A 19,739-nucleotide genomic window follows, 5' to 3' on the forward strand; every position below is an offset into this window, starting at 1 on the left:
CCGTGGTCAGCGGGCTGTCAGCTGCTGAAGACGCTCGAAGAGCTGGGTGATCGCGGGGTCGCCGGTGGCCGCGTGGGCGCCGGACGGGTTCAGGATCAGGGCGAGCAGCGCGGTGAAGGCGAGCACGGGCAGGGCGAGAGCCCACCAGGGCAGCCGGCCGGCGGCACCGGCTTGGGTGGCCGGGTGGAGCCGGGTGTGCGTAGGGGCCGACATGGGTGCCTCCGCTCTCCGAGTGGTCGGTGACCGTCTCGCGGCCACACACTCGACGCTACGGAATCCGCGGCTGCCGACCCATCCGGTGATCCACCCACTTGACCCTGACCCTGGCCCCCTAGGGGACAGGGGGGCTGGCCCCACCCCGGGTCGCGCGTCCGCGGGTCATGGCGAGGCGAGGGTCGCGATGACGGCGATGACGAGGAAGATCGCGAAGAAGGCGCCGAAGACGAGCAGCATCTTCTTCTGACCGTGCTGGGGATTCGGGTCGAGCACTGGCATGGGGCAAGTGTCCCACTCCCGGTGCGCGCCGCACGCCCCGGGGTGAGGCGCGGCCCCCTGGGGGGCGGCTCAGCGGGCGGCCTCGTCCTCCACCGTGCGGTCGCGGCCGGCGAGGAAGCCGACGGCCATCTGCGGGATCATCAGGGCGCTCATCAGCGCGATCGGCAGGCCCCAGCCGCCGCTGTGCTGGTAGAGGACGCCCACCAGGAGCGGTCCGGGGATGGAGATCAGGTAGCCGGTGCTCTGCGCGAAGGCCGACAGCTGAGCTACGCCGGGGCCCGTCCTGGCCCGCATGCCGACCATGGTCAGGGCGAGCGGGAAGGCGCAGTTGGCGATGCCGAGGAGCAGGGCCCAGGCCCAGGCGCCGGCGGCGGGCGCGAGGTACAGCCCGGCGTAGCCGGCGAGGCCGCAGAGGCCCAGGGCGAGCACGATCGGGCCCTGGTGGGGCAGCCGGGTGGCCAGGCGGGGTATGACGAAGGCCAGCGGTACGCCCATGACCATGGTGACCGCGAGCAGCAGGCCCGCGGTACCGGCGGGCACACCGGCGTCCCGGAAGATCTGCGCCATCCAGCCCATGGTGATGTAGGCGGCGGTGGCCTGGAGCCCGAAGAAGACGGCCAGGGCCCAGGCGGTGCGGCTGCGGGCCATCCGCAGCCGGGGCGCCTCCACGCGCGCGTGCGGCGTCGCGGCGGGGGGCTGTGCCAGGGTCGCCGGGTCCCGGTCCGGCCCGGGTGCGTCGCCGCCGGCCGCCGCTGCCGCGGTCCGCTCCCCCGTCCCGGGGGGCGTCCGGCGTCCGCGGACGAAGGGCAGCCACGGCAGGACCGCCGCCACGGCGAGCCCCGCCCACAGGGCCAGACCCGTCTGCCAGCTGCCGCCGAGGGTGTCGGTCAGGGGCACCGTCACGGCGGCGGCGAGGGCCGTGCCGAGGGCGAGGGCCATCGAGTACAGGCCGGTCATGGAACCCACCCGGTCGGGGAACCAGTGCTTGACGATGACCGGCATGAGGACGTTGCTGACCGCGATGCCCATGAGGGCCAGGGCGCTGCCGGCCAGGAAACCGGCCGTGCCGCCGGCGTAGGGCCGCACGATCAGGCCGGTGGCGATGGCGGCCATGCCGGCGCACACCACGGCGCCCGCTCCGAAGCGGCGGGCGAGCCGCGGGGCCATGACGCCGAAGACGGCGAAGCACAGCGGTGGCACGGAGGTGAGCAGCCCGGCCACGCTGCCGCTCATGCCCAGGCCGTCGCGGACCTCTTCCAGGAGGGCGCCGAGGCTGGTGATGGCGGGACGGAGGTTCAGCGCGGACAGCACGATGCCGAGGACGAGCAGCCGTACGGTCCACGCGCGCGTGGCCGCGCCGCCCTCTCGCGCGGCGCCGGGTGCGGCCGGGTCGCGTACGGGCGGGGGTGTCATCGTCCGGGTTTCCTCATGGGGCATGAACCCCATCATAGAATCATGGGATGATTGACTGTCCAGTGGGCGGCTGCCCTCCGGTGCCCCGGTCGTGGGAAGGTGTGCCATGCCTCTGAGCCATCCCCGTCGTTCGGCCCTGTCCGAGCAGGTCATCGCCGCGCTGCGGGCCCAGATCACCTCGGGCGAGTGGCCGGTCGGCTCCCGGATCCCGACCGAGCCGGAACTGGTCGAACAGCTGGGTGTCGCCCGCAACACGGTCCGCGAGGCCGTGCGCGCCCTGTCGCACAACGGCCTGCTGGACATCCGCCAGGGTTCCGGCACGTACGTCGTGGCCACCAGCGAGCTGGCGGGCGTGATGCAGCGGCGGTTCGCCGAGGCCGATCCCCGGCACATCGCCGAACTGCGCTCCACGCTGGAGTCGGCCGCCGCCCGGCTGGCCGCCGGGCGCCGTACCGAGAAGGACCTCAAACAGCTGGACGCGCTGCTGCTGCGGCGCGAGGAGGCCTGGGAGTCGGGCGACAAGGAGGCGTTCGTGACCGCGGACGCGACCTTCCACCTGGCCGTCGTGTCCGCTTCCCACAACGACGTGATGACGGCCATGTACGCGGACCTGGGCGAGGTGCTGCGGGACTGGCTGCGCGAGGACGTCGGCGAGGAGCTGACGCCGGAGACGTACATGGACCACGGGCGGCTGCTCGACGCCATCCGCGCGGGGGAGGCGGACACGGCCGCGGCGGAGGCCGCCCGTTATCCCTTCCTGTGCCGGCCGGGCGGGATCAGCTCTCCCGCCGGTGACTGATCCACACGTCGCCGACCTCTTTCCAGCACCGCCCCGTCAGCCGCACCGTCTGCGCGGGCCCGGCCTCCACGGGTGAGCTGTCGGTGTCGATGTCCCACCAGCGGGCGCACTCCACGTGCAGGCTCACCCGGTCCGTCTCCGGGTAGGGGTTGTGGCAGTACGCGGTCACCCGGGAGCCGGTCACGCGGATGCGGCACGCGGCGCCGAAGGGCTCGGCGGACTCGTGCCCGGCGGCCGGCGCGTGCGTGTGGGGAACCGCCTCGTACGCCAGGGTCAGCACGAGCGCGGCGACGGACAGTGAGGCCGTTCGGCGGGACAAGCGCACAAGGGGACCTCCTCGACCGTGCTGGGGAGGGGCTCGCGTGGTGAACGCGTACTCCACAGTGCCCGGTTGCCGGCCCTCCCCGCCCGGCCTGCTGAGCCGAACGGGTGACGCCCCGCTCCCCGCGCGCTGCGGGGAACGGGGCGTCGGCGAGGTACCGGGAGATCAGGCTCCGATGGCGTGCAGACCGCCGTCGACGTGGACGATCTCGCCCGTGGTCTTCGGGAACCAGTCGCTCAGCAGGGCGACGATGCCGCGGCCGGCCGGCTCGGGGTCCTTCAGGTCCCACTCCAGCGGGGAGCGGCTGTCCCACACCGAGGCCAGCTCCTCGAAGCCCGGGATGGACTTGGCGGCCATGGAACCGATCGGGCCCGCAGAGATCAGGTTGCAGCGGATGTTCTGCTTGCCCAGGTCACGGGCCATGTAGCGGCTGGTGGCCTCCAGCGCGGCCTTGGCCGGGCCCATCCAGTCGTACTGCGGCCAGGCGTACTGCGCGTCGAAGGTCAGACCGACGACCGAGCCGCCGTTCTGCATCAGCGGCAGGCAGGCCATGGTCAGCGACTTCAGGGAGTACGCCGAGACGTGCATGGCGGTGGCGACGGACTCGAACGGCGCGTTGAGGAAGTTGCCGCCGAGGGCGTCCTGCGGGGCGAAGCCGATGGAGTGCACGACACCGTCCAGGCCGCCCAGCTCCTCGCCGACGACGTCGGCCAGGCGGGCCAGGTGCTCGTCGTTCGTGACGTCGAGCTCGACGACCTTGGTGGGCTTCGGGAGCTTCCTGGCGATGCGCTCGGTCAGCGTGGGCCGCGGGAACGCCGTGAGGATGATCTCGGCGCCCTGCTCCTGGGCCAGCTTGGCGGTGTGGAAGGCGATGGAGGACTCCGTCAGCACACCGGTGATCAGGACGCGCTTGCCCTCGAGAATTCCGCTCATGGTGATCAGTGACCCATTCCCAGTCCGCCGTCAACGGGAATGACGGCTCCAGTGATGTACGAGGCGTCGTCCGAAGCGAGGAACCGCACCGTCGCGGCGATCTCCTCCGGCTGCGCGTACCGGCCGAGCGGCACCTGCGACACGATGGCCGAGCGCTGCTCGTCGGTGAGGACCTTGGTCATGTCGGTGTCGACGAAGCCGGGCGCGACGACGTTGAAGGTGATGTTGCGCGAGCCCAGCTCACGGGCGAGGGAGCGCGCGAAGCCGACCAGGGCGGCCTTGGAGGCGGCGTAGTTGGACTGACCGGGGCCGCCGTACAGCCCGACGACCGACGAGATGAGCACGACGCGGCCCTTCTTGGCGCGCAGCATGCCGCGGTTGGAGCGCTTGACCACGCGGAAGGTGCCGGTGAGGTTGGTGTCGATGACCGAGGTGAAGTCCTCCTCGGACATGCGCATCAGGAGCTGGTCCTTGGTGATGCCGGCGTTGGCGACGAGGACCTCGACGGGGCCGTGGGCCTCCTCGATCTCCTTGTAGGCCTGCTCCACCTGCTCGGCGTCGGTGATGTCGCACTTGACGGCCAGGCAGCCCAGTTCCGTCAGGGCGGCCGGCGGCTCGCCCGAGCGGTACGTGATGGCGACCTTGTCGCCGGCATCGGCGAAGGCGCGGGCGATGGCGAGGCCGATGCCCCGGTTGCCTCCGGTGACGAGAACCGAGCGGCTCAACGGATCACCCTTTCGATAGCGGTCTGAATACTCCGCCCCGCGCCCGGACGACAGGCGGCGATGACAGGCGGCTTCCTCGAAAACCTATCGGTCCGGACAGCCCCTCGGACAATCGGGCACCCACAGTGGCGTACGGGACTCACTGTCGGATCCCTACAGAAAGCCGCGGGTGAGGAGCATCAAACTCATGGCCCGCGCGCGGGATGGGCGACATGATCGGAGCAGCCAGACGCACGACGACCACGGTCACCTCGACAGAAAGAGACGGCGGTGCCTCATACCATCGACGAGGCCTTCACGGCCCTCCCCCTACGCGCCCTCGCCGACGCGGCCCTCGCACGCGCGCGTGCGCTGGGCGCCGAGCACGCGGACTTCCGGTTCGAGCGGGTGCGGGGCGCCTCCTGGCGGTTCCGGGACGCCAAGCCCGCCGGGTCGTCGGACACCACCGACCTCGGGTACGCGGTGCGGGTGGTGCACGGCGGGACGTGGGGCTTCGCGTCCGGCGTGGACCTCACCATGGACGCCGCCGCCCGGGTCGCCGGGCAGGCGGTGGCGATGGCCAGGCTGTCCGCCCAGGTGATCAAGGCGGCGGGCTCCGACGAGCGTGTGGAGCTGGCCGACGAGCCGGTGCACGCGGACAAGACGTGGATCTCGTCGTACGAGATCGACCCGTTCTCGGTGCCCGACGAGGAGAAGGCCGGGCTCATCGCGGAGTGGAGCGCACGGCTGCTGGCGGCCGACGGGGTCGACCACGTCGATTCCTCGCTGCTCACGGTCCACGAGAACAAGTTCTACGCCGACACGTCCGGGACCGTGACCACCCAGCAGCGCGTGCGGCTGCACCCGGTGTTCAACGCCGTGGCGGTGGACGAGTCCAGCGGCGAGTTCGACTCGATGCGCACCCTCGCCCCGCCCGCGGGACGCGGCTGGGAGTACCTGAAGGGCACCGGCTGGGACTGGGAGGGCGAGCTGGAGCGGATCCCGGAGCTGCTCGCCGAGAAGATGCGGGCGCCGAGCGTGGAGCCGGGCCTGTACGACCTGGTCGTCGACCCGTCCAACCTGTGGCTGACCATCCACGAGTCCATCGGGCACGCCACCGAGCTCGACCGGGCGCTCGGCTACGAGGCCGCCTACGCCGGCACCTCCTTCGCCACGTTCGACCAGCTGGGCAGGCTGCGCTACGGCTCGGAGCTGATGAACGTCACCGGCGACCGCACCGCCGAGCACGGCCTGGCCACCATCGGCTACGACGACGAGGGCGTCGCGGCCCAGTCCTGGGACCTGGTCAAGGACGGCACCCTCGTCGGCTACCAGCTGGACCGGCGGATCGCGAAGCTGACCGGCTTCGAGCGGTCCAACGGCTGCGCCTACGCCGACTCCCCCGGCCACGTCCCGGTGCAGCGCATGGCCAACGTCTCCCTGCGGCCGGACCCGGCCGGGATGTCCACCGAGGACCTCATCGGGGGCGTGGAGCGCGGCATCTACGTCGTCGGCGACCGGTCCTGGTCGATCGACATGCAGCGCTACAACTTCCAGTTCACCGGTCAGCGGTTCTACCGCATCGAGAACGGGCGGCTCGCCGGGCAGCTGCGCGACGTCGCCTACCAGGCCACGACCACCGACTTCTGGGGCTCGATGTCGGCCGTGGGCGGACCGCAGACCTATGTGCTCGGCGGTGCCTTCAACTGCGGCAAGGCGCAGCCGGGGCAGGTCGCGGCCGTGTCGCACGGCTGCCCCTCGGCCCTGTTCAAGGGCGTCAACATCCTCAACACGACCCAGGAGGCCGGTCGATGAGCGCGCGCACCACCAAGCCCCACGAGGTCGTCGAGCGCGCCCTCGAACTGTCCCGGGCGGACGGCTGTGTCGTCATCGCCGACGAGCAGTCCACCGCCAACCTGCGCTGGGCGGGCAACGCACTGACCACCAACGGCGTGACGCGCGGGCGCACGCTGACCGTGATCGCCACGGTCGACGGCAAGGAGGGCACGGCCTCCGGCGTGGTGTCACGGTCCGCCGTGACCGCCGACGAGCTGGAGCCGCTGGTGCGGGCCGCCGAGGCCGCCGCGCGCGGCGCCGCGCCCGCCGAGGACGCGCAGCCGCTGGTCACCGGTGTGGAGCGGTCGCCCGGATTCACGGAGGCACCCGCCGAGACCTCCTCGGCCGTGTTCGCCGACTTCGCCCCGGCGCTCGGCGAGGCCTTCGCCCGCGCGCGTGCGGGCGGCCGCGAGCTGTACGGCTTCGCCAACCACGAGCTGGTGTCCTCGTACGTCGGCACGTCCACGGGTCTGCGGCTGCGGCACGACCAGCCGAACGGGACGCTGGAGATGAACGCCAAGTCCCCGGACCGGACCCGGTCGGCGTGGGCCGGGCGCTCCACCCGGGACTTCGAGGACGTCGACCCTGCGGCGCTGGACGCGGAGCTGGCCGTGCGTCTGGGGTGGGCCGAGCGGCGTGTGGAGCTGCCCGCCGGGCGCTACGAGACGCTGCTGCCGCCGACGGCCGTGGCGGACCTGCTGATCTACCAGATGTGGTCGGCCTCGGGCCGGGACGCGGTCGAGGGCCGCACGGTGTTCTCCAAGCCGGGCGGGGGCACGCGGGTCGGCGAGAGGCTGACCGATCTGCCGCTGACCCTGCGCAGCGACCCGGACGAGCCGGGCCTCGAGTCGGCGCCCTTCGTGATCGCGCACTCCTCGGGGGGCGATCAGTCGGTGTTCGACAACGGGCTGCCGCTCGGGGCCACCGAGTGGATGCGCGAGGGCGTGCTGCGGCACCTGACGACCAGCAGGCACAGCGCCGGCCTGACCGGCCTGCCCGTCGCGCCGGGCATCGACAACATCGTGCTGGACGGCGGCGAGGACCGCTCCCTGGACGAGATGGTCGCCAACACCGAGCGCGGGCTGCTGCTGACCTGCCTGTGGTACATCCGCGAGGTCGACCCGGCGACGCTGCTGCTCACCGGTCTGACCCGGGACGGCGTCTACCTCGTCGAGAACGGCGAGGTGACGGGCGAGGTGAACAACTTCCGGTTCAACGAGTCCCCGGTCGGCGTGCTCGGCCGTGCGACGGAGGCGGGCCGGACCGAGAAGACGCTGCCGCGCGAGTGGAGCGACTGGTTCACCAGGGCCGCGATGCCGGCGCTGCGCGTCCCCGATTTCAATATGAGCTCTGTCAGCCAGGGCGTATAACCTCGTACCCGGCTGTCACCCGACTGCCCGGAGAACATCGAGGAGACACGAGAACCGTGACGGACATCGTCGACGAGCTGAAGTGGCGCGGGCTGTTCGCCCTGTCCACCGACGAGGACGCTTTGCGCAAGGCGCTCGCGGACGGTCCCGTCACGTTCTATTGCGGTTTCGACCCGACGGCGCCGTCGCTGCACGTGGGGCACCTGGTGCAGGTGCTCACCGTGCGCAGGCTCCAGCAGGCCGGTCACCGGCCGCTGGCGCTGGTCGGCGGGGCCACGGGTCTGATCGGCGACCCGCGCCCGACCGCGGAGCGCACGCTGAACGACCCGGAGACGGTCGGCGGCTGGGTCGACAGGCTGCGCGCCCAGATCGAGCCGTTCCTGGACTTCCAGGGCGAGAACGCGGCCGTCATGGTCAACAACCTCGACTGGACGGAGAACCTCTCCGCGATCGAGTTCCTGCGCGACATCGGCAAGCACTTCCGCGTCAACAAGATGCTGACCAAGGAGTCCGTGGCCCGCCGCCTGGAGTCCTCCGAGGGCATCAGCTACACGGAGTTCAGCTACCAGCTCCTGCAGGGCATGGACTTCCTCCAGCTCTACCGCCGCTACGGCTGCACCCTCCAGCAGGGCGGCAGCGACCAGTGGGGCAACCTCACCGCGGGCCTGGACCTGATCCACCGCCTGGAGCCCGACGCGACCGTGCACGCGATGGCGACGCCGCTGATGACCAAGGCGGACGGCACCAAGTTCGGCAAGACCGAGGGCGGCGCCGTCTGGCTCGACCCGGAGATGACGACGCCGTACGCGTTCTACCAGTTCTGGCTGAACGTGGACGACCGGGACGTCTCGAAGTACATGCGCATCCTGTCCTTCCGCTCCCGCGAGGAGCTGGAGGAGCTGGAGCGGCAGACTCAGGAGCGTCCGCAGGCCCGGGCCGCTCAGCGGGCCCTCGCCGAGGAGCTGACGACGCTGGTGCACGGCGCCGACCAGACGGCCGCCGTGATCGCCGCGTCGAAGGCCCTCTTCGGGCAGGGCGAGCTGGCGGACCTCGACGAGAGGACGCTGGCCGCGGCCCTCTCGGAGGTGCCGCACGTCCGGGTGGCCGAGCTCGGCCCGGCCGTGGACCTGTTCGCCGAGGTCGGTCTGGTGGCCAGCAAGTCGGCCGCGCGCCGCACGGTCAAGGAGGGCGGCGCCTACGTGAACAACGTCAAGGTGGCCGGTGAGGACGCCGTCCCCGCCCAGGAGGATCTGCTGCACGGCCGCTGGCTGGTGCTGCGCCGGGGCAAGAAGAACCTGGCGGCCGTCGAGGTCACGGGCGGCTGAGTACGCGGCGAAGGGGGCGGTCTCCGGCGGTGCCGGAGGCCGCCCCCTTCGGGCGTGTGTCCTGTCATGCCCTGCGTCTGTCTCCCCTGGCCGCCGTCCAGGCCCGGTCGCCGAGACCGACGAGGATGAGCGCGGCCACCAGTTGGAAGATGTGCCGCCACCAGTCGATGCCCGCCGTGGCCTCGACACCGGCCGCCCGGGCGATGGCATTTCCGGCGACGCCGCCGATCATGCCCAGGATGACGGTCAGCCACAGCGGAATATGCTGCTTGCCCGGAATGATCGCCTTGGCGAGCAGGCCGAGCACCAGTCCTACGATGATCGCCCACAACCAGCCCATCGCTGCCTCCTCGTACGGCTCTCCGTGAGCACTACGGCCAGTGTCGGCCCACGTGCCCTACGCCGCATGCCGACGCGGGCCGTACGCGCTACGGCGCAGGCCGTCCGCCCGGGAGGTGCCCCACCCGGTCTCGTGGCCGGTGCGGCCGCGGCGTACCGTGGGAGCTGTCCCGGTCGGACTCCCCGACCGGCCGTGGGCGGCTACGGGGCGGGGAGAGTCCGATACGGGCGGATGGTGGAACGCGATGCGGAAGCAGCACGGCGGTGGCAACGTCCAGGTTTTCCGGATCACCGGCGCCCGGACGGGACTCCAGGAAGACGTACGCGGGCGGCAGCGCCGCTACGTGATCTCGATGACGGTCCGCACGATCTCGGTGATCCTCGCGGCCACGCTGTGGAACGTCGAACGGCACGTGGCCGTCGTGGCGTTGGTGCTCGGGCTGGTGCTGCCGTACATCGCGGTGGTGATCGCGAACGCCGGGCGCGAGAACGCGCCGTCTCTGCCGTCGACGTTCGTGGCGGCGCCGGTGCGCCCGATGATCGCGCCGTCAAAGCTGGGCGACGGCCCGGCGGAACCCGTTGCGGAAGATGCCGTGTCCGGGCCGGGTGCGGGCGCGCGGAGCGAGTCGCACGAGCGATAGGCCTCCCGGGGCGAGATCACGACCGGGAGGGAAGGGAAGTCACCTTCCCGCCAAGCTCAAGAAAAGCTCAGATCAATCATGTTGTTCCGGTGCCGGGCCCGGGGTTACCCATGACATACTTCGTACGCGCTCCGCATCCCCCGTCGGAGCGACGGACCGACGCCGGGCAGCTCCCCCCGTGGCTGCTCGGCGTCGCCTTTTTCTGCGAGACGAAACCGTGAGTGACGAGACGCCCATCTGTTCCGCGAAGGGCTGCCGTGCCGACGCCGTGTGGGTGCTGGCGTGGAACAACCCGAAGATCCACACGCCGGAGAGGCGCAAGACCTGGCTGGCCTGCGAGGAGCACCGCGAGCACCTCTCGCAGTTCCTCGGGGTGCGGGGCTTCCTGAAGGACGTGGTGGTGCTGGAGGAGTGGGAGTCCGAGGACTCCGCGCGTCCGAGCTCCTAGGGTCTGTCGTTTGGATCAGGTCGGCCGAGAGTGACTGCGCCTTTCGGCCGACCCGAGCGGGGCGTGGTGCGTGCAGATGCAAGGCGGAGGAGGGCGTCAACGCGGAGCGTTGACAACCGACGACAACGCCGCAGATGTGCGTGCCACGCCCCGCGACGCCGGCATGATCCAAACGACAGGCCCTAGCCTCCGATGGCCGACATCGGCCGGTCGGGCTGCACGAACGACGGGTCGTCCAGGCCCGCTCCGGCCTTCTTGCCCCACATCGCAAGGCGCCAGATGCGGGCGATCTCCTCGTCCGGGGCGCCCGAGCGCAGCGCGGCGCGCAGGTCCGTCTCCTCCTGCGCAAACAGGCAGGTGCGGACCTGGCCGTCGGCGGTGAGGCGGGTGCGGTCGCACGCCGAGCAGAAGGGGCGCGTGACGGAGGCGATGACACCGACCACGTGCGGGCCGCCGTCGACGAGCCAGCGCTCCGCCGGGGCCGAGCCGCGCTTCTCCTCGCCCTCGGCGGTCAGCTCGAAGCGGGTGCGCAGGGAGGCCAGGATGTCGCCGGCCGTGATCATGCCGTCGCGCTTCCAGCCGTGCTGGGCGTCCAGGGGCATCTGCTCGATGAAGCGCAGCTCGTAGTCGTGTTCCACGGCCCAGGCGAGCAGGTCGGGGGCCTCGTCGTCGTTGAGCCCCGGCATCAGGACCGAGTTGACCTTGACCGGGGTCAGGCCGGCGTCGCGGGCGGCGTGCAGGCCCTCGATGACGTCCTTGTGGCGGTCGCGGCGGGTCAGGGTCTTGAAGACGTCCGGCCGGAGCGTGTCCAGGGAGACGTTGACCCGGTCCAGGCCCGCCTCCTTCAGGGCCGCCGCCGTGCGCTTGAGGCCGATGCCGTTGGTGGTCAATGACATCTGGGGGCGCGGCTCCAGCGCCGCGACGCGCTCGACGATGCCGACCAGGCCCGGACGCAGCAGGGGCTCGCCGCCGGTGAAGCGGACCTCCTCGATGCCGAGGGAGGTGACCGCGATGTCGATGAGGCGGACGATCTCGTCGTCCGTGAGCAGATCCGGCTTCGCCAGCCACTGCAGGCCCTCTTCCGGCATGCAGTACGTACAGCGCAGGTTGCACCGGTCGGTCAGCGAGACCCTCAGGTCGGTGGCCACCCGGCCGTAGGTGTCGATGAGCACGTGGGCCCCCTCCCTCGTCGCGGATCGTGCGTGCGGCACTGTTGCCCGACACCTGCGAGCCTACGCGACCTCACCGACAACACCACAGGCCCGATCCCACGACGCACGGCGCGGCCGGGCCGCAGGGACCTGGAGGTTCCTACGAGCCGGCCGCGCGGGAGGGGTCGTGCTCAGTGCGCTCCGGTGCCGGTCAGGGACCGGACCTCCAGCTCGGCGTACTTCTTGGCGTCGGGCTCCTCCTTGGACAGGATCGTGCCGAGCCAGCCCATCAGGAAGCCGAACGGGATGGAGATGATGCCCGGGTTCTTCAGCGGGAACCAGGCGAAGTCGACCTCGGGGAACATCGCCTTGGCGTCGCCGGAGACGACGGGCGAGAACAGCACCAGGCCGACGGCGACGATCAGGCCGCCGTAGATCGACCACAGCGCGCCCTGGGTGGTGAAACGCTTCCAGAACAGGCTGTAGAGGATCGTCGGGAGGTTGGCGGAGGCGGCGACCGCGAAGGCGAGGGCGACCAGACCGGCCACGTTCAGGTCGCGGGCCAGGGCGCCCAGGCCGATGGAGACGACGCCGATGAAGACGGTCGCCCAGCGGGCCGCGCGGACCTCCTCGGCGCCGGAGGCCTTCCCCTTGCGGATGACGTTGGCGTAGATGTCGTGCGCGAAGGAGGACGACGAGGCGAGGGTGAGTCCGGCGACGACGGCGAGGATCGTCGCGAAGGCCACCGCCGAGATCGTGGCGAGCAGGATCGCGCCCCAGGTGGAGTCGACACCGCCCAGGTGCAGGGCGAGCAGCGGCGCGGCCGTGTTGCCGGACGGGTTGGAGGCGAGGATCTCCTCCTGCGAGATGAGCGCGGCGGCGCCGAAGCCGAGCGCGATCGTCATCAGGTAGAAGCCGCCGATGATGCCGATGGCCCAGTTCACGGACTTCCGGGCGGCCTTGGCGTCGGGCACCGTGTAGAAGCGGATCAGGATGTGCGGCAGGCCGGCGGTGCCGAGGACCAGGGCGATGCCGAGGGAGATGAAGTCCAGCTTGGAGGTGCCGGTGGCGCCGTACTGGAGACCGGGCTCCAGGAAGGCGGCGCCCTTGCCGCTGTTCTCGGCGGCCTTGCCGAGCAGGTCGGAGATGTTGAAGTTGAACTTCAGCAGCACGAGGAAGGTGATCAGGATGGTGCCGCCGATGAGCAGCACTGCCTTGACCATCTGGACCCAGGTGGTGCCCTTCATGCCGCCGATGGAGACGTAGACGATCATCAGGAGGCCGACGAGGGCCACGATGAGGATCTTGCCGGCGTCGGAGGTGATGCCGAGCAGCAGGGAGACCAGGACGCCCGCGCCGGCCATCTGGGCCAGCAGGTAGAAGATGGACACCACGATCGTCGAGGTGCCGGCGGCGGTGCGGACCGGGCGCTGGCGCATGCGGTAGGCCAGGACGTCGCCCATGGTGTAGCGGCCGGAGTTGCGCAGCGGCTCGGCGACCAGGAGCAGGGCGACCAGCCAGGCGACCAGGAAGCCGATGGAGTACAGGAAGCCGTCGTAGCCGAAGATGGCGATGGCGCCGGCGATGCCGAGGAACGACGCGGCGGACATGTAGTCGCCGGAGACGGCGAGGCCGTTCTGGAAGGCGCTGAACTGGCGGCCGCCGGCGTAGAAGTCGGCGGCGTCCTTGGTCTGGCGGCCCGCCCAGATGGTGATGCCGAGGGTCGCGAGGACGAACAGCGCGAACAGGGTGATGATCAGCGGGCGGTGCTCGCTGGCCTCGTTCGCGGCGAGGAAGGTGTGCTGTACGGGGCTCATGCGCCGCTCTCCATCCGGGTCTTGATGGCCTCGGCCTTGGGGTCGAGCTTCGCGGCGGCGTGCTTGGAGTACCACCAGGCGATGAGGAACGTGGTGAGGAACTGGGCGACGCCGAAGACGAAGGCGACGTTGATGTTGCCGAACAGCTTGGCGCCCATGAAGCCGCCCGCGTAGTTCGAGAGCAGCACGTACAGCAGGTACCAGGCGATGAAGCCGACGGTCAGCGGAAAGGCGAAGGAGCGGTAGGAGCGGCGCAGTTCACCGAACTCCGCGCTCTCCTGCACCTCGGCGAACTCCTCGGGTGAGGGGAGCTTGTGTTGCTCTTTCGACGGGGGCGGTGCGTCGGTGGCCACGGAGTCTCCTCGCAATGACGGAAGCGGTTGTGAACGGGGACGGGGGGCGAGTGTGTCCTCGCGCTCCCTGTTCAACGTCACGGCGGCGCACGAGAACCGGTTCAACGGCCCCGCGTTCTTTCCGAAGTCGTTTCGGCAAAGCGTTGCTGGCCAGCGAGAGGCCGGGATAGCTTCACCCTGCACCACCACGTCATGTACCTGCCCGAGCACCACCTGTGCCTCGGGCCGGTTTCGTTTCCGGAGGATGTGGAGACCCCATGTCTCACTTGCGTTCCAGACGCCGGCTCGCCCTCGCCGTGCCCGTCGTGCTGTCCCTGACGGCCTCGCTGGGCTTCCTGCCGGCCGCCGCGTCGGCGGCCCCGCACGCGGAGTCGGCCACCCGGACGGCGGATGCGCCGAAGCTGGCGTACGTCGTCAACACCAAGCTGGACCGCCACACGATCGCCTCGGTGAAGAAGGCGATCGGCAAGGCCGACGGATCGGTCGTCGCCACGTACGAGCGGATCGGCGTGCTCGTCGTCCACTCCTCGAACCCCGACTTCGCCAAGACAATCCGCAAGGTCCGCGGGGTCCGGTCGGCGGGCGCGACGCGCACGACGCCGCTGACGGCCGCCGGGACGAAGCAGGAGGGCGCGGTCGAGTACCTGACGGGCGCCCAGGCCAAGCGCGTCGAGGCCGCCTCGGCGAAGACGCCCGAGAGCGAGCCCCTCGAGGCGGACCAGTGGGACCTGCGCGCGATCGGCGCCGACAAGGCGGCACAGATCAACCCGGGCAGCCGCAAGGTGACCGTCGCCGTCATCGACACCGGCGTGGACGACACCCACCCCGACATCGCCCCGAACTTCTCCGCCTCCCAGTCCGCGAACTGCGCGGGCGGCAAGCCCGACACCAGCGAGGGCGCCTGGCGGCCGTACACGCCCGAGGACTACCACGGCACGCATGTCGCCGGTGAGATAGCCGCCGCCCGCAACGGCATAGGCGTGGCGGGCGTCGCTCCCGGTGTGAAGGTCTCCAGCATCAACGTGACCGACCGGGCGAACGGCCTCTTCTACCCGGAGAGCGTCGTGTGCGCGTTCGTCTTCGCCGCCGACCACGGCGTCGAGATCACGAACAACAGCTACTACGTCGACCCGTGGCTGTACAACTGCATGGACGACCCGGACCAGCGGGCCATCGTCGACGCGGTGAACCGGGCGCAGCTGTACGCGCAGAAGAAGGGCACGCTCAACATCGCCGCGGCCGGCAACTCCAACCACGACCTGGCCTCGGACGCGATCGTCGACGACTCCAGCCCGGACGACTCCACCCCGGTCGAGCGCACCATCGACCCGCACGAGTGCTTCGACGTGCCGAACATGCTCCCGGGTGTCGTCACGGTGAGCTCGACGGGCGTCGACAAGGCCAAGTCGTACTTCTCGACCTACGGCAAGGGCGTCGTCGACGTCGCGGCGCCGGGTGGTGACCGCCGCTACCAGATCCCGGACACCCCCTCGAAGGACGGCCGTATCCTGTCCACCCTGCCGAACGGCGCGTGGGGCTTCCTCCAGGGCACCTCGATGGCCTCGCCGCACGCCTCGGGCGTCGCCGCGCTGCTGAAGTCCGAGCACCCCTCGGCGTCCCCGGCCCGGCTCCAGGCGCTGCTGAAGGCTCAGGCCGACGAGACCGCCTGCCCGGCCTCCTACGACCAGGACGGCGACGGCAACCAGGACGCGGTCTGCGAGGGCGGCAAGCGCCTCAACGGCTTCTACGGCCACGGCATCGTCAACGCGCTGCGCGCGGTCAAGTGATCCGGCCCGCCTTCGAGACCTTCCGCGAGATCAGCTCGTACCGTGAACGAACTGGAGACACCATGACTGCGCCGTACGCGCGCTATCGCCGCGCCGCAGCGATACCGGCCGGGATGGCCATGGCCACGGCCCTGGCGTTCCTTCCGAACACCGCGGCCACGGCCGCCGAGGACGCCCCCGCGGCGGCGGCCCGGGCCGACGCGAGTGCGCTCAGCTACGTCGTCAACGTCAAGCCGGGGCACGGCACTTCGGCGTATGTGAAGAAGGCCGTCGCGAAGGCCGGCGGCACGATCGTGACGTCGTACGACCAGATCGGCGTCATCGTCGTCCACTCCTCGGACGCCGACTTCGCCAAGAAGATCCGCACCGTGCGGGGCGTGCAGTCCGCCGGTGCCACCCGCACCGCGCCGCTGCCCTCGGCCTCCACGGGCGACCTGGGCGCGCCGAAGGTGCTGAGCGCGGCGGAGGTCGCCGCGGCCGAGGCCCCCGCCGGGCAGGACCCGCTGGAGCCCCAGCAGTGGGACCTGCCGGCCATCAAGGCGGACAAGGCGCACGAGAAGACGCTGGGCAGCAAGAAGGTCACGGTCGCCGTGATCGACACCGGTGTCGACGACACCCACCCCGACATCGCGCCCAACTTCGACCGCGGCGCGTCGGTCAACTGCGTGTCGGGCAAGCCGGACACGACCGACGGGGCCTGGCGGCCGAGCGCCGAGGAGAGCCCGCACGGCACCCATGTCGCCGGTGAGATCGCCGCCGCCAAGAACGGCGTCGGCATGACCGGTGTGGCGCCCGGGGTGAAGGTCTCCGGCATCAAGGTGTCCACCACGGCGGGCTTCTTCTACACCGAGGCCGTGGTGTGCGGCTTCGTGTGGGCGGCCGAGCACGGGGTCGACGTGACGAACAACAGCTATTACACCGACCCCTGGTACTTCAACTGCAAGAACGACCCGGACCAGAAGGCCCTCGTCGAGGCCGTCACCCGGGCCTCGCGGTACGCGGAGAAGAAGGGCGCGGTCAACGTCGCCGCGGCCGGCAACGAGAACTACGACCTCGCCTCCGACGAGATCACCGACCCGTCGTCCCCGAACGACACCACCCCGGGCGAGCGGGTCGTCGACCCCTCGGAGTGCCTCGACATCCCGACCCAGCTGCCGGGTGTCGTCACGGTCGCCTCGACGGGCGCGAAGGGCATCAAGTCGTCCTTCTCCAACCACGGTCTGGGCGTCATCGACATAGCCGCTCCGGGTGGTGACTCGACCGCCTACCAGAAGCCGGACGCCCCGGCCACGAGCGGCCTCATCCTGGGCACGCTGCCGGGCGGCAAGTGGGGCTACATGGCCGGTACGTCGATGGCGTCCCCGCACGTCGCGGGCGTCGCCGCCCTCATCAAGTCGACGCACCCGTACGCCTCTCCGGCCCTGGTGAAGGCCCTGCTGTACGCCGAGGCCGACGCCACGCCGTGCACGGACCCGTACGACATCAACGCCGACGGCAAGATCGACGCGGTGTGCGAAGGCTCGAAGAACCGCAACGGTTTCTACGGCTGGGGCATCGCGGACGCGCTGGACGCGGTGACCAAGTAGAGCTCGTGTGACGGCGATCCGGGCCGGACGGGGACACCCGTCCGGCCCGCTTCGTGTCCGCGGCGGGATCCCCCGCGAACAAGCCGATGGACGTGTACGCGGATCCGGCGACCTGGACGGCGAGGAGTGAGCGCGTTGCGCTGACTTGCCCGGCGTGTGGAGGTTGGTGAAGATCCTGGGGTGACCTCGACAAGACCCACCCCGGGGGCGGCCGGACGGCGCACCGGTGCGGGCCGGGCCCTCGCCGTCCTGGCGCTGGTGGCGCCGGCCGCGCTGATCCCGCTGCTCGGTCCGGCCGCCGCGCTGCACGGCACCGGGGAGGCCGAGGCGCCCGGCGCGGGTGGCGTGGGCCTGCTGCGCACGGTGCTGTTCGCGGCGCTGTGCATACCCGTCGGCGAACTGTTCGTGAACCGGCTGGCGCGTTCGCTGCCCGGCTCGACGTCCCTCCCCCGGGGCACGCCCCGCAGCTGGTCCCCGCCCGCGGCCGTCGCCGGTTTCCTCGCCGCCCTGGGACTCGCCTCGATCGTGGCCAACGGCAATCTGATCCCGGGTGAGGTGGCGGACGTCGACATCGGCGGGCTCTACGCGTCCCGGGACGGCAAGCTCGCCCTGCTGGAGGTCAACGCGTTCCTGGTCGCGTGGCTGTGCGCGGTCTCCCGCCGGCCGGTCACGCAGGTGTGGCCGCTGGCCGCCGTGGTCGTGGCGGAGGCCCTGCGCGCCCACCCCACGACCGAGCACAGCCCCCTCGCCGGCTCCGGGCTGACGCTCGTCCACCTGCTCTGCGCGGCGCTGTGGACGGGCGGCCTGCTGCACGCGCTGCGCCTGCTGCGGCTGTGGCACGGCCGCAGCGGCACGGCGGCGGGCGTGGCTCTGCTGGGGCTCTACGCGCGCGTGGCGGCCGTGCTGCTCGCCGCCATCACCGCGACGGGCGTGTGCAGTTCGCTGCGCCGGATGCCGCCGGAGACGATCCTGGACCAGCTGACGGGGACGGCGTACGGGCGGGTGCTGCTCGCCAAGGTGCTCCTCGTGGCCGCCGTCGCCGTCCTCGCCCTGTGGGCCCGGCACCGGCTGCGCCGGGCGGCCGACCCGCTGACCGCCTGCGCCCCGGCCCGTGCGGAGGTCGTCGCCCTGGGCCTGGTGGTAGCGGCGTCCGGGCTGCTGACGGTGGTTCCGGTGCCCATCCGCTGGTGACGCCGGCCGACAGGACGCCGGCTGATCGACTGAGTACCGATCAGACGTACGACCCACGAACGGACAGACCGGACAACCCGCCTGAGGGGATGTCGGAAGACCGGCCGGGCGCCCCTGGCGGGCGGTGGTGTCAGTCGTGGCCCGTATCCTCAGGAACCATGCTGGAAGACCTGACGACCGCAGTGTTCTCTGCCACGCCGTGGCCGGCCGCGTATCCCAAGGGGTACGCGGTCGTCGACGTGGAGACCACGGGCCTGGCCCGGGACGACCGCATCATCTCCGCGGCGGTCTACCGGCTGGACGAGCGCGGCGAGGTCGAGGACCACTGGTACACGACGGTCAACCCCGAGCGTGACCCGGGCCCGGTGTGGATCCACGGGCTGACGAGCGAGGCGCTCGAGGGCGCGCCCCTCTTCCCGGACATCGCCGAGGAGTTCACGGCCCGGCTGGCGGGACGCGTGCTCGTGGCGCACAACGCCGTCTTCGACTGGCAGATGATCGCCCGGGAGTACGCGCGCGCCGAGCGCGAGGCGCCGGTGCGGCAGCGGCTGTGCACCATCGCGCTCTCCAAGGAGCTCGGGCTGCCGCTGCCCAACCACAAGCTGGAGTCCCTCGCCGCGCACTTCGGCGTCGTCCAGCAGCGGGCGCACCACGCGCTGGACGACGCGCGCGTGCTGGCGGAGGCGTTCCGGCCGAGCCTGCGGGCCGCGGCGGCGAACAACGTACGGCTGCCGCTGCACGAGTGCCGGCCGCTCACCGAGTGGAGCGACCGCCCCGCCACTCCCCGCATCGGGCAGCAGGCGGGCCCCGGGGGCTACGGCGCTTACCGGCCCAGCACCTGGCGGCCGTCCCGCAAGCGCCCCGCCTGCCCCTACCCCAACCCCGGGCGCTACGAGGTGGGCGGGCGGCTGAAGCAGGGCATGCGGGTCGCCTTCTCGGGCGACACCTCGACCGAGCGGGACCTGCTGGAGGACCGCGCGACCGAGGCGGGGCTGCATGTGGCCACGAGCCTGTCCCGGCTGACCAGCCTGCTCGTCACGAACGACCCGGACTCGGGCACCTCGAAGGTGGTCAAGGCGCGGCAGTTCGGGACGCCGGTCGTGGACGAGGCGGCGTTCGGGCAACTCCTCGCGGATGTGGAGCCGGCGTCCGGGGGGTGACCGTACGGACGGGTGATTGCCGGACGACTCGCCCGGTGGCCGCTCGCCCGCGCGGGTGCGACGGCTCAC

At 71.3% G+C, this 19,739-nt stretch carries 20 protein-coding genes; 10 read left to right on the top strand and 10 right to left on the bottom strand.

Annotated features, from left to right (window positions below; all coding sequences use genetic code 11):
* Positions 1-6: 6 nt before the first annotated feature.
* From AC0665_RS25475 to AC0665_RS25485, 3 genes are all read right to left on the bottom strand, one after another.
* Positions 7-213, bottom strand: coding sequence for a hypothetical protein (locus tag AC0665_RS25475; RefSeq protein ID WP_468410767.1), 207 nt, complete (start codon positions 211-213; stop codon positions 7-9).
* Positions 214-378: 165 nt separating this feature from the next.
* Entirely contained in the window at positions 379-495 is a 117-nt protein-coding gene (locus tag AC0665_RS25480) for an SGM_5486 family transporter-associated protein (protein WP_468410769.1), read from the bottom strand.
* Between the two features lie 69 nt (positions 496-564).
* Positions 565-1,944, bottom strand: a complete 1,380-nt coding sequence (locus AC0665_RS25485; RefSeq protein WP_478705842.1) for a CynX/NimT family MFS transporter — start codon at positions 1,942-1,944, stop codon at positions 565-567.
* Between the two features lie 70 nt (positions 1,945-2,014).
* Between AC0665_RS25485 and AC0665_RS25490 the strand changes: the two genes are divergently transcribed.
* Positions 2,015-2,707, top strand: coding sequence for a FadR/GntR family transcriptional regulator (locus AC0665_RS25490; RefSeq protein WP_363121523.1), 693 nt, complete (start codon positions 2,015-2,017; stop codon positions 2,705-2,707).
* On the opposite strand, the gene AC0665_RS25495 is transcribed toward AC0665_RS25490, so the two are convergent.
* The 3 genes from AC0665_RS25495 to fabG form a co-directional block, all read right to left on the bottom strand.
* Positions 2,685-3,032 (bottom strand): hypothetical protein, encoded by a 348-nt coding sequence (locus AC0665_RS25495; protein ID WP_468410773.1) that lies wholly within the window; start codon positions 3,030-3,032, stop codon positions 2,685-2,687. The two genes, AC0665_RS25490 and AC0665_RS25495, sit on opposite strands and share 23 nt — an antisense overlap.
* Before the next feature lie 162 nt (positions 3,033-3,194).
* Positions 3,195-3,962 (bottom strand): enoyl-ACP reductase FabI, encoded by a 768-nt coding sequence (fabI, locus tag AC0665_RS25500; RefSeq protein ID WP_468410775.1) that lies wholly within the window; start codon positions 3,960-3,962, stop codon positions 3,195-3,197.
* A 5-nt stretch (positions 3,963-3,967) separates the two neighbouring features.
* On the bottom strand, positions 3,968-4,687 hold the full coding sequence (fabG, locus tag AC0665_RS25505; RefSeq protein ID WP_363121526.1) for a 3-oxoacyl-[acyl-carrier-protein] reductase: 720 nt from the start codon (positions 4,685-4,687) through the stop codon (positions 3,968-3,970).
* A gap of 270 nt (positions 4,688-4,957) precedes the next feature.
* Here fabG and AC0665_RS25510 point away from each other — a divergent pair, with 270 nt between their 5' ends.
* The 3 genes from AC0665_RS25510 to tyrS are packed head-to-tail and all read left to right on the top strand — an operon-like array spanning position 4,958 to position 9,197.
* Entirely contained in the window at positions 4,958-6,481 is a 1,524-nt protein-coding gene (locus AC0665_RS25510; RefSeq protein WP_478705843.1) for a TldD/PmbA family protein, read from the top strand.
* Complete coding sequence (locus AC0665_RS25515) at positions 6,478-7,872, top strand: metallopeptidase TldD-related protein (RefSeq protein ID WP_468410779.1); 1,395 nt, start codon at positions 6,478-6,480, stop codon at positions 7,870-7,872. The genes AC0665_RS25510 and AC0665_RS25515 overlap by 4 nt, the downstream gene beginning before the upstream one ends.
* 56 nt (positions 7,873-7,928) lie before the next feature.
* Positions 7,929-9,197 (top strand): tyrosine--tRNA ligase, encoded by a 1,269-nt coding sequence (gene tyrS / locus AC0665_RS25520; RefSeq protein ID WP_468410781.1) that lies wholly within the window; start codon positions 7,929-7,931, stop codon positions 9,195-9,197.
* A 64-nt stretch (positions 9,198-9,261) separates the two neighbouring features.
* Here the strand turns inward: tyrS and AC0665_RS25525 are convergent, their stop codons facing one another.
* Entirely contained in the window at positions 9,262-9,537 is a 276-nt protein-coding gene (locus AC0665_RS25525; protein WP_468410783.1) for a GlsB/YeaQ/YmgE family stress response membrane protein, read from the bottom strand.
* Positions 9,538-9,781: 244 nt separating this feature from the next.
* On the opposite strand from AC0665_RS25525, the gene AC0665_RS25530 reads away from it, so the two are divergent.
* Together AC0665_RS25530 and AC0665_RS25535 are read left to right on the top strand one after the other, a co-directional pair.
* Positions 9,782-10,177 carry a DUF3099 domain-containing protein gene (locus AC0665_RS25530; protein WP_478705844.1) on the top strand — a complete coding sequence of 132 codons (396 nt, stop codon included), beginning with the start codon at positions 9,782-9,784 and terminating at the stop codon, positions 10,175-10,177.
* Between the two features lie 217 nt (positions 10,178-10,394).
* Positions 10,395-10,625, top strand: coding sequence for a hypothetical protein (locus AC0665_RS25535; protein ID WP_468410787.1), 231 nt, complete (start codon positions 10,395-10,397; stop codon positions 10,623-10,625).
* A gap of 182 nt (positions 10,626-10,807) precedes the next feature.
* Here AC0665_RS25535 and moaA read toward each other — a convergent pair whose 3' ends face one another.
* The 3 genes from moaA to AC0665_RS25550 form a co-directional block, all read right to left on the bottom strand.
* Positions 10,808-11,797, bottom strand: a complete 990-nt coding sequence (moaA, locus tag AC0665_RS25540; protein ID WP_363121533.1) for a GTP 3',8-cyclase MoaA — start codon at positions 11,795-11,797, stop codon at positions 10,808-10,810.
* Positions 11,798-11,967: 170 nt separating this feature from the next.
* Entirely contained in the window at positions 11,968-13,593 is a 1,626-nt protein-coding gene (locus AC0665_RS25545; RefSeq protein ID WP_478705845.1) for a solute symporter family protein, read from the bottom strand.
* A complete protein-coding gene (locus tag AC0665_RS25550) occupies positions 13,590-13,946 on the bottom strand; it encodes a DUF485 domain-containing protein (RefSeq protein WP_363121535.1) in 357 nt (118 codons plus the stop codon). The genes AC0665_RS25545 and AC0665_RS25550 overlap by 4 nt, the downstream gene beginning before the upstream one ends.
* A 257-nt stretch (positions 13,947-14,203) precedes the next feature.
* Here AC0665_RS25550 and AC0665_RS25555 point away from each other — a divergent pair, with 257 nt between their 5' ends.
* The 4 genes from AC0665_RS25555 (at position 14,204) to AC0665_RS25570 (ending at position 19,670) form a co-directional block, all read left to right on the top strand.
* Entirely contained in the window at positions 14,204-15,733 is a 1,530-nt protein-coding gene (locus AC0665_RS25555; RefSeq protein ID WP_478606907.1) for a S8 family serine peptidase, read from the top strand.
* A 62-nt stretch (positions 15,734-15,795) separates the two neighbouring features.
* Positions 15,796-17,319 (top strand): S8 family peptidase, encoded by a 1,524-nt coding sequence (locus tag AC0665_RS25560; protein ID WP_478705846.1) that lies wholly within the window; start codon positions 15,796-15,798, stop codon positions 17,317-17,319.
* A gap of 180 nt (positions 17,320-17,499) precedes the next feature.
* Positions 17,500-18,510 carry a CopD family protein gene (locus AC0665_RS25565; protein ID WP_478705847.1) on the top strand — a complete coding sequence of 337 codons (1,011 nt, stop codon included), beginning with the start codon at positions 17,500-17,502 and terminating at the stop codon, positions 18,508-18,510.
* A 158-nt stretch (positions 18,511-18,668) separates the two neighbouring features.
* Positions 18,669-19,670 carry a DEDDh family exonuclease gene (locus AC0665_RS25570; protein WP_478606915.1) on the top strand — a complete coding sequence of 334 codons (1,002 nt, stop codon included), beginning with the start codon at positions 18,669-18,671 and terminating at the stop codon, positions 19,668-19,670.
* Positions 19,671-19,739: the final 69 nt, after the last annotated feature.

This window comes from Streptomyces sp. NPDC043685 (genome assembly GCF_056436585.1).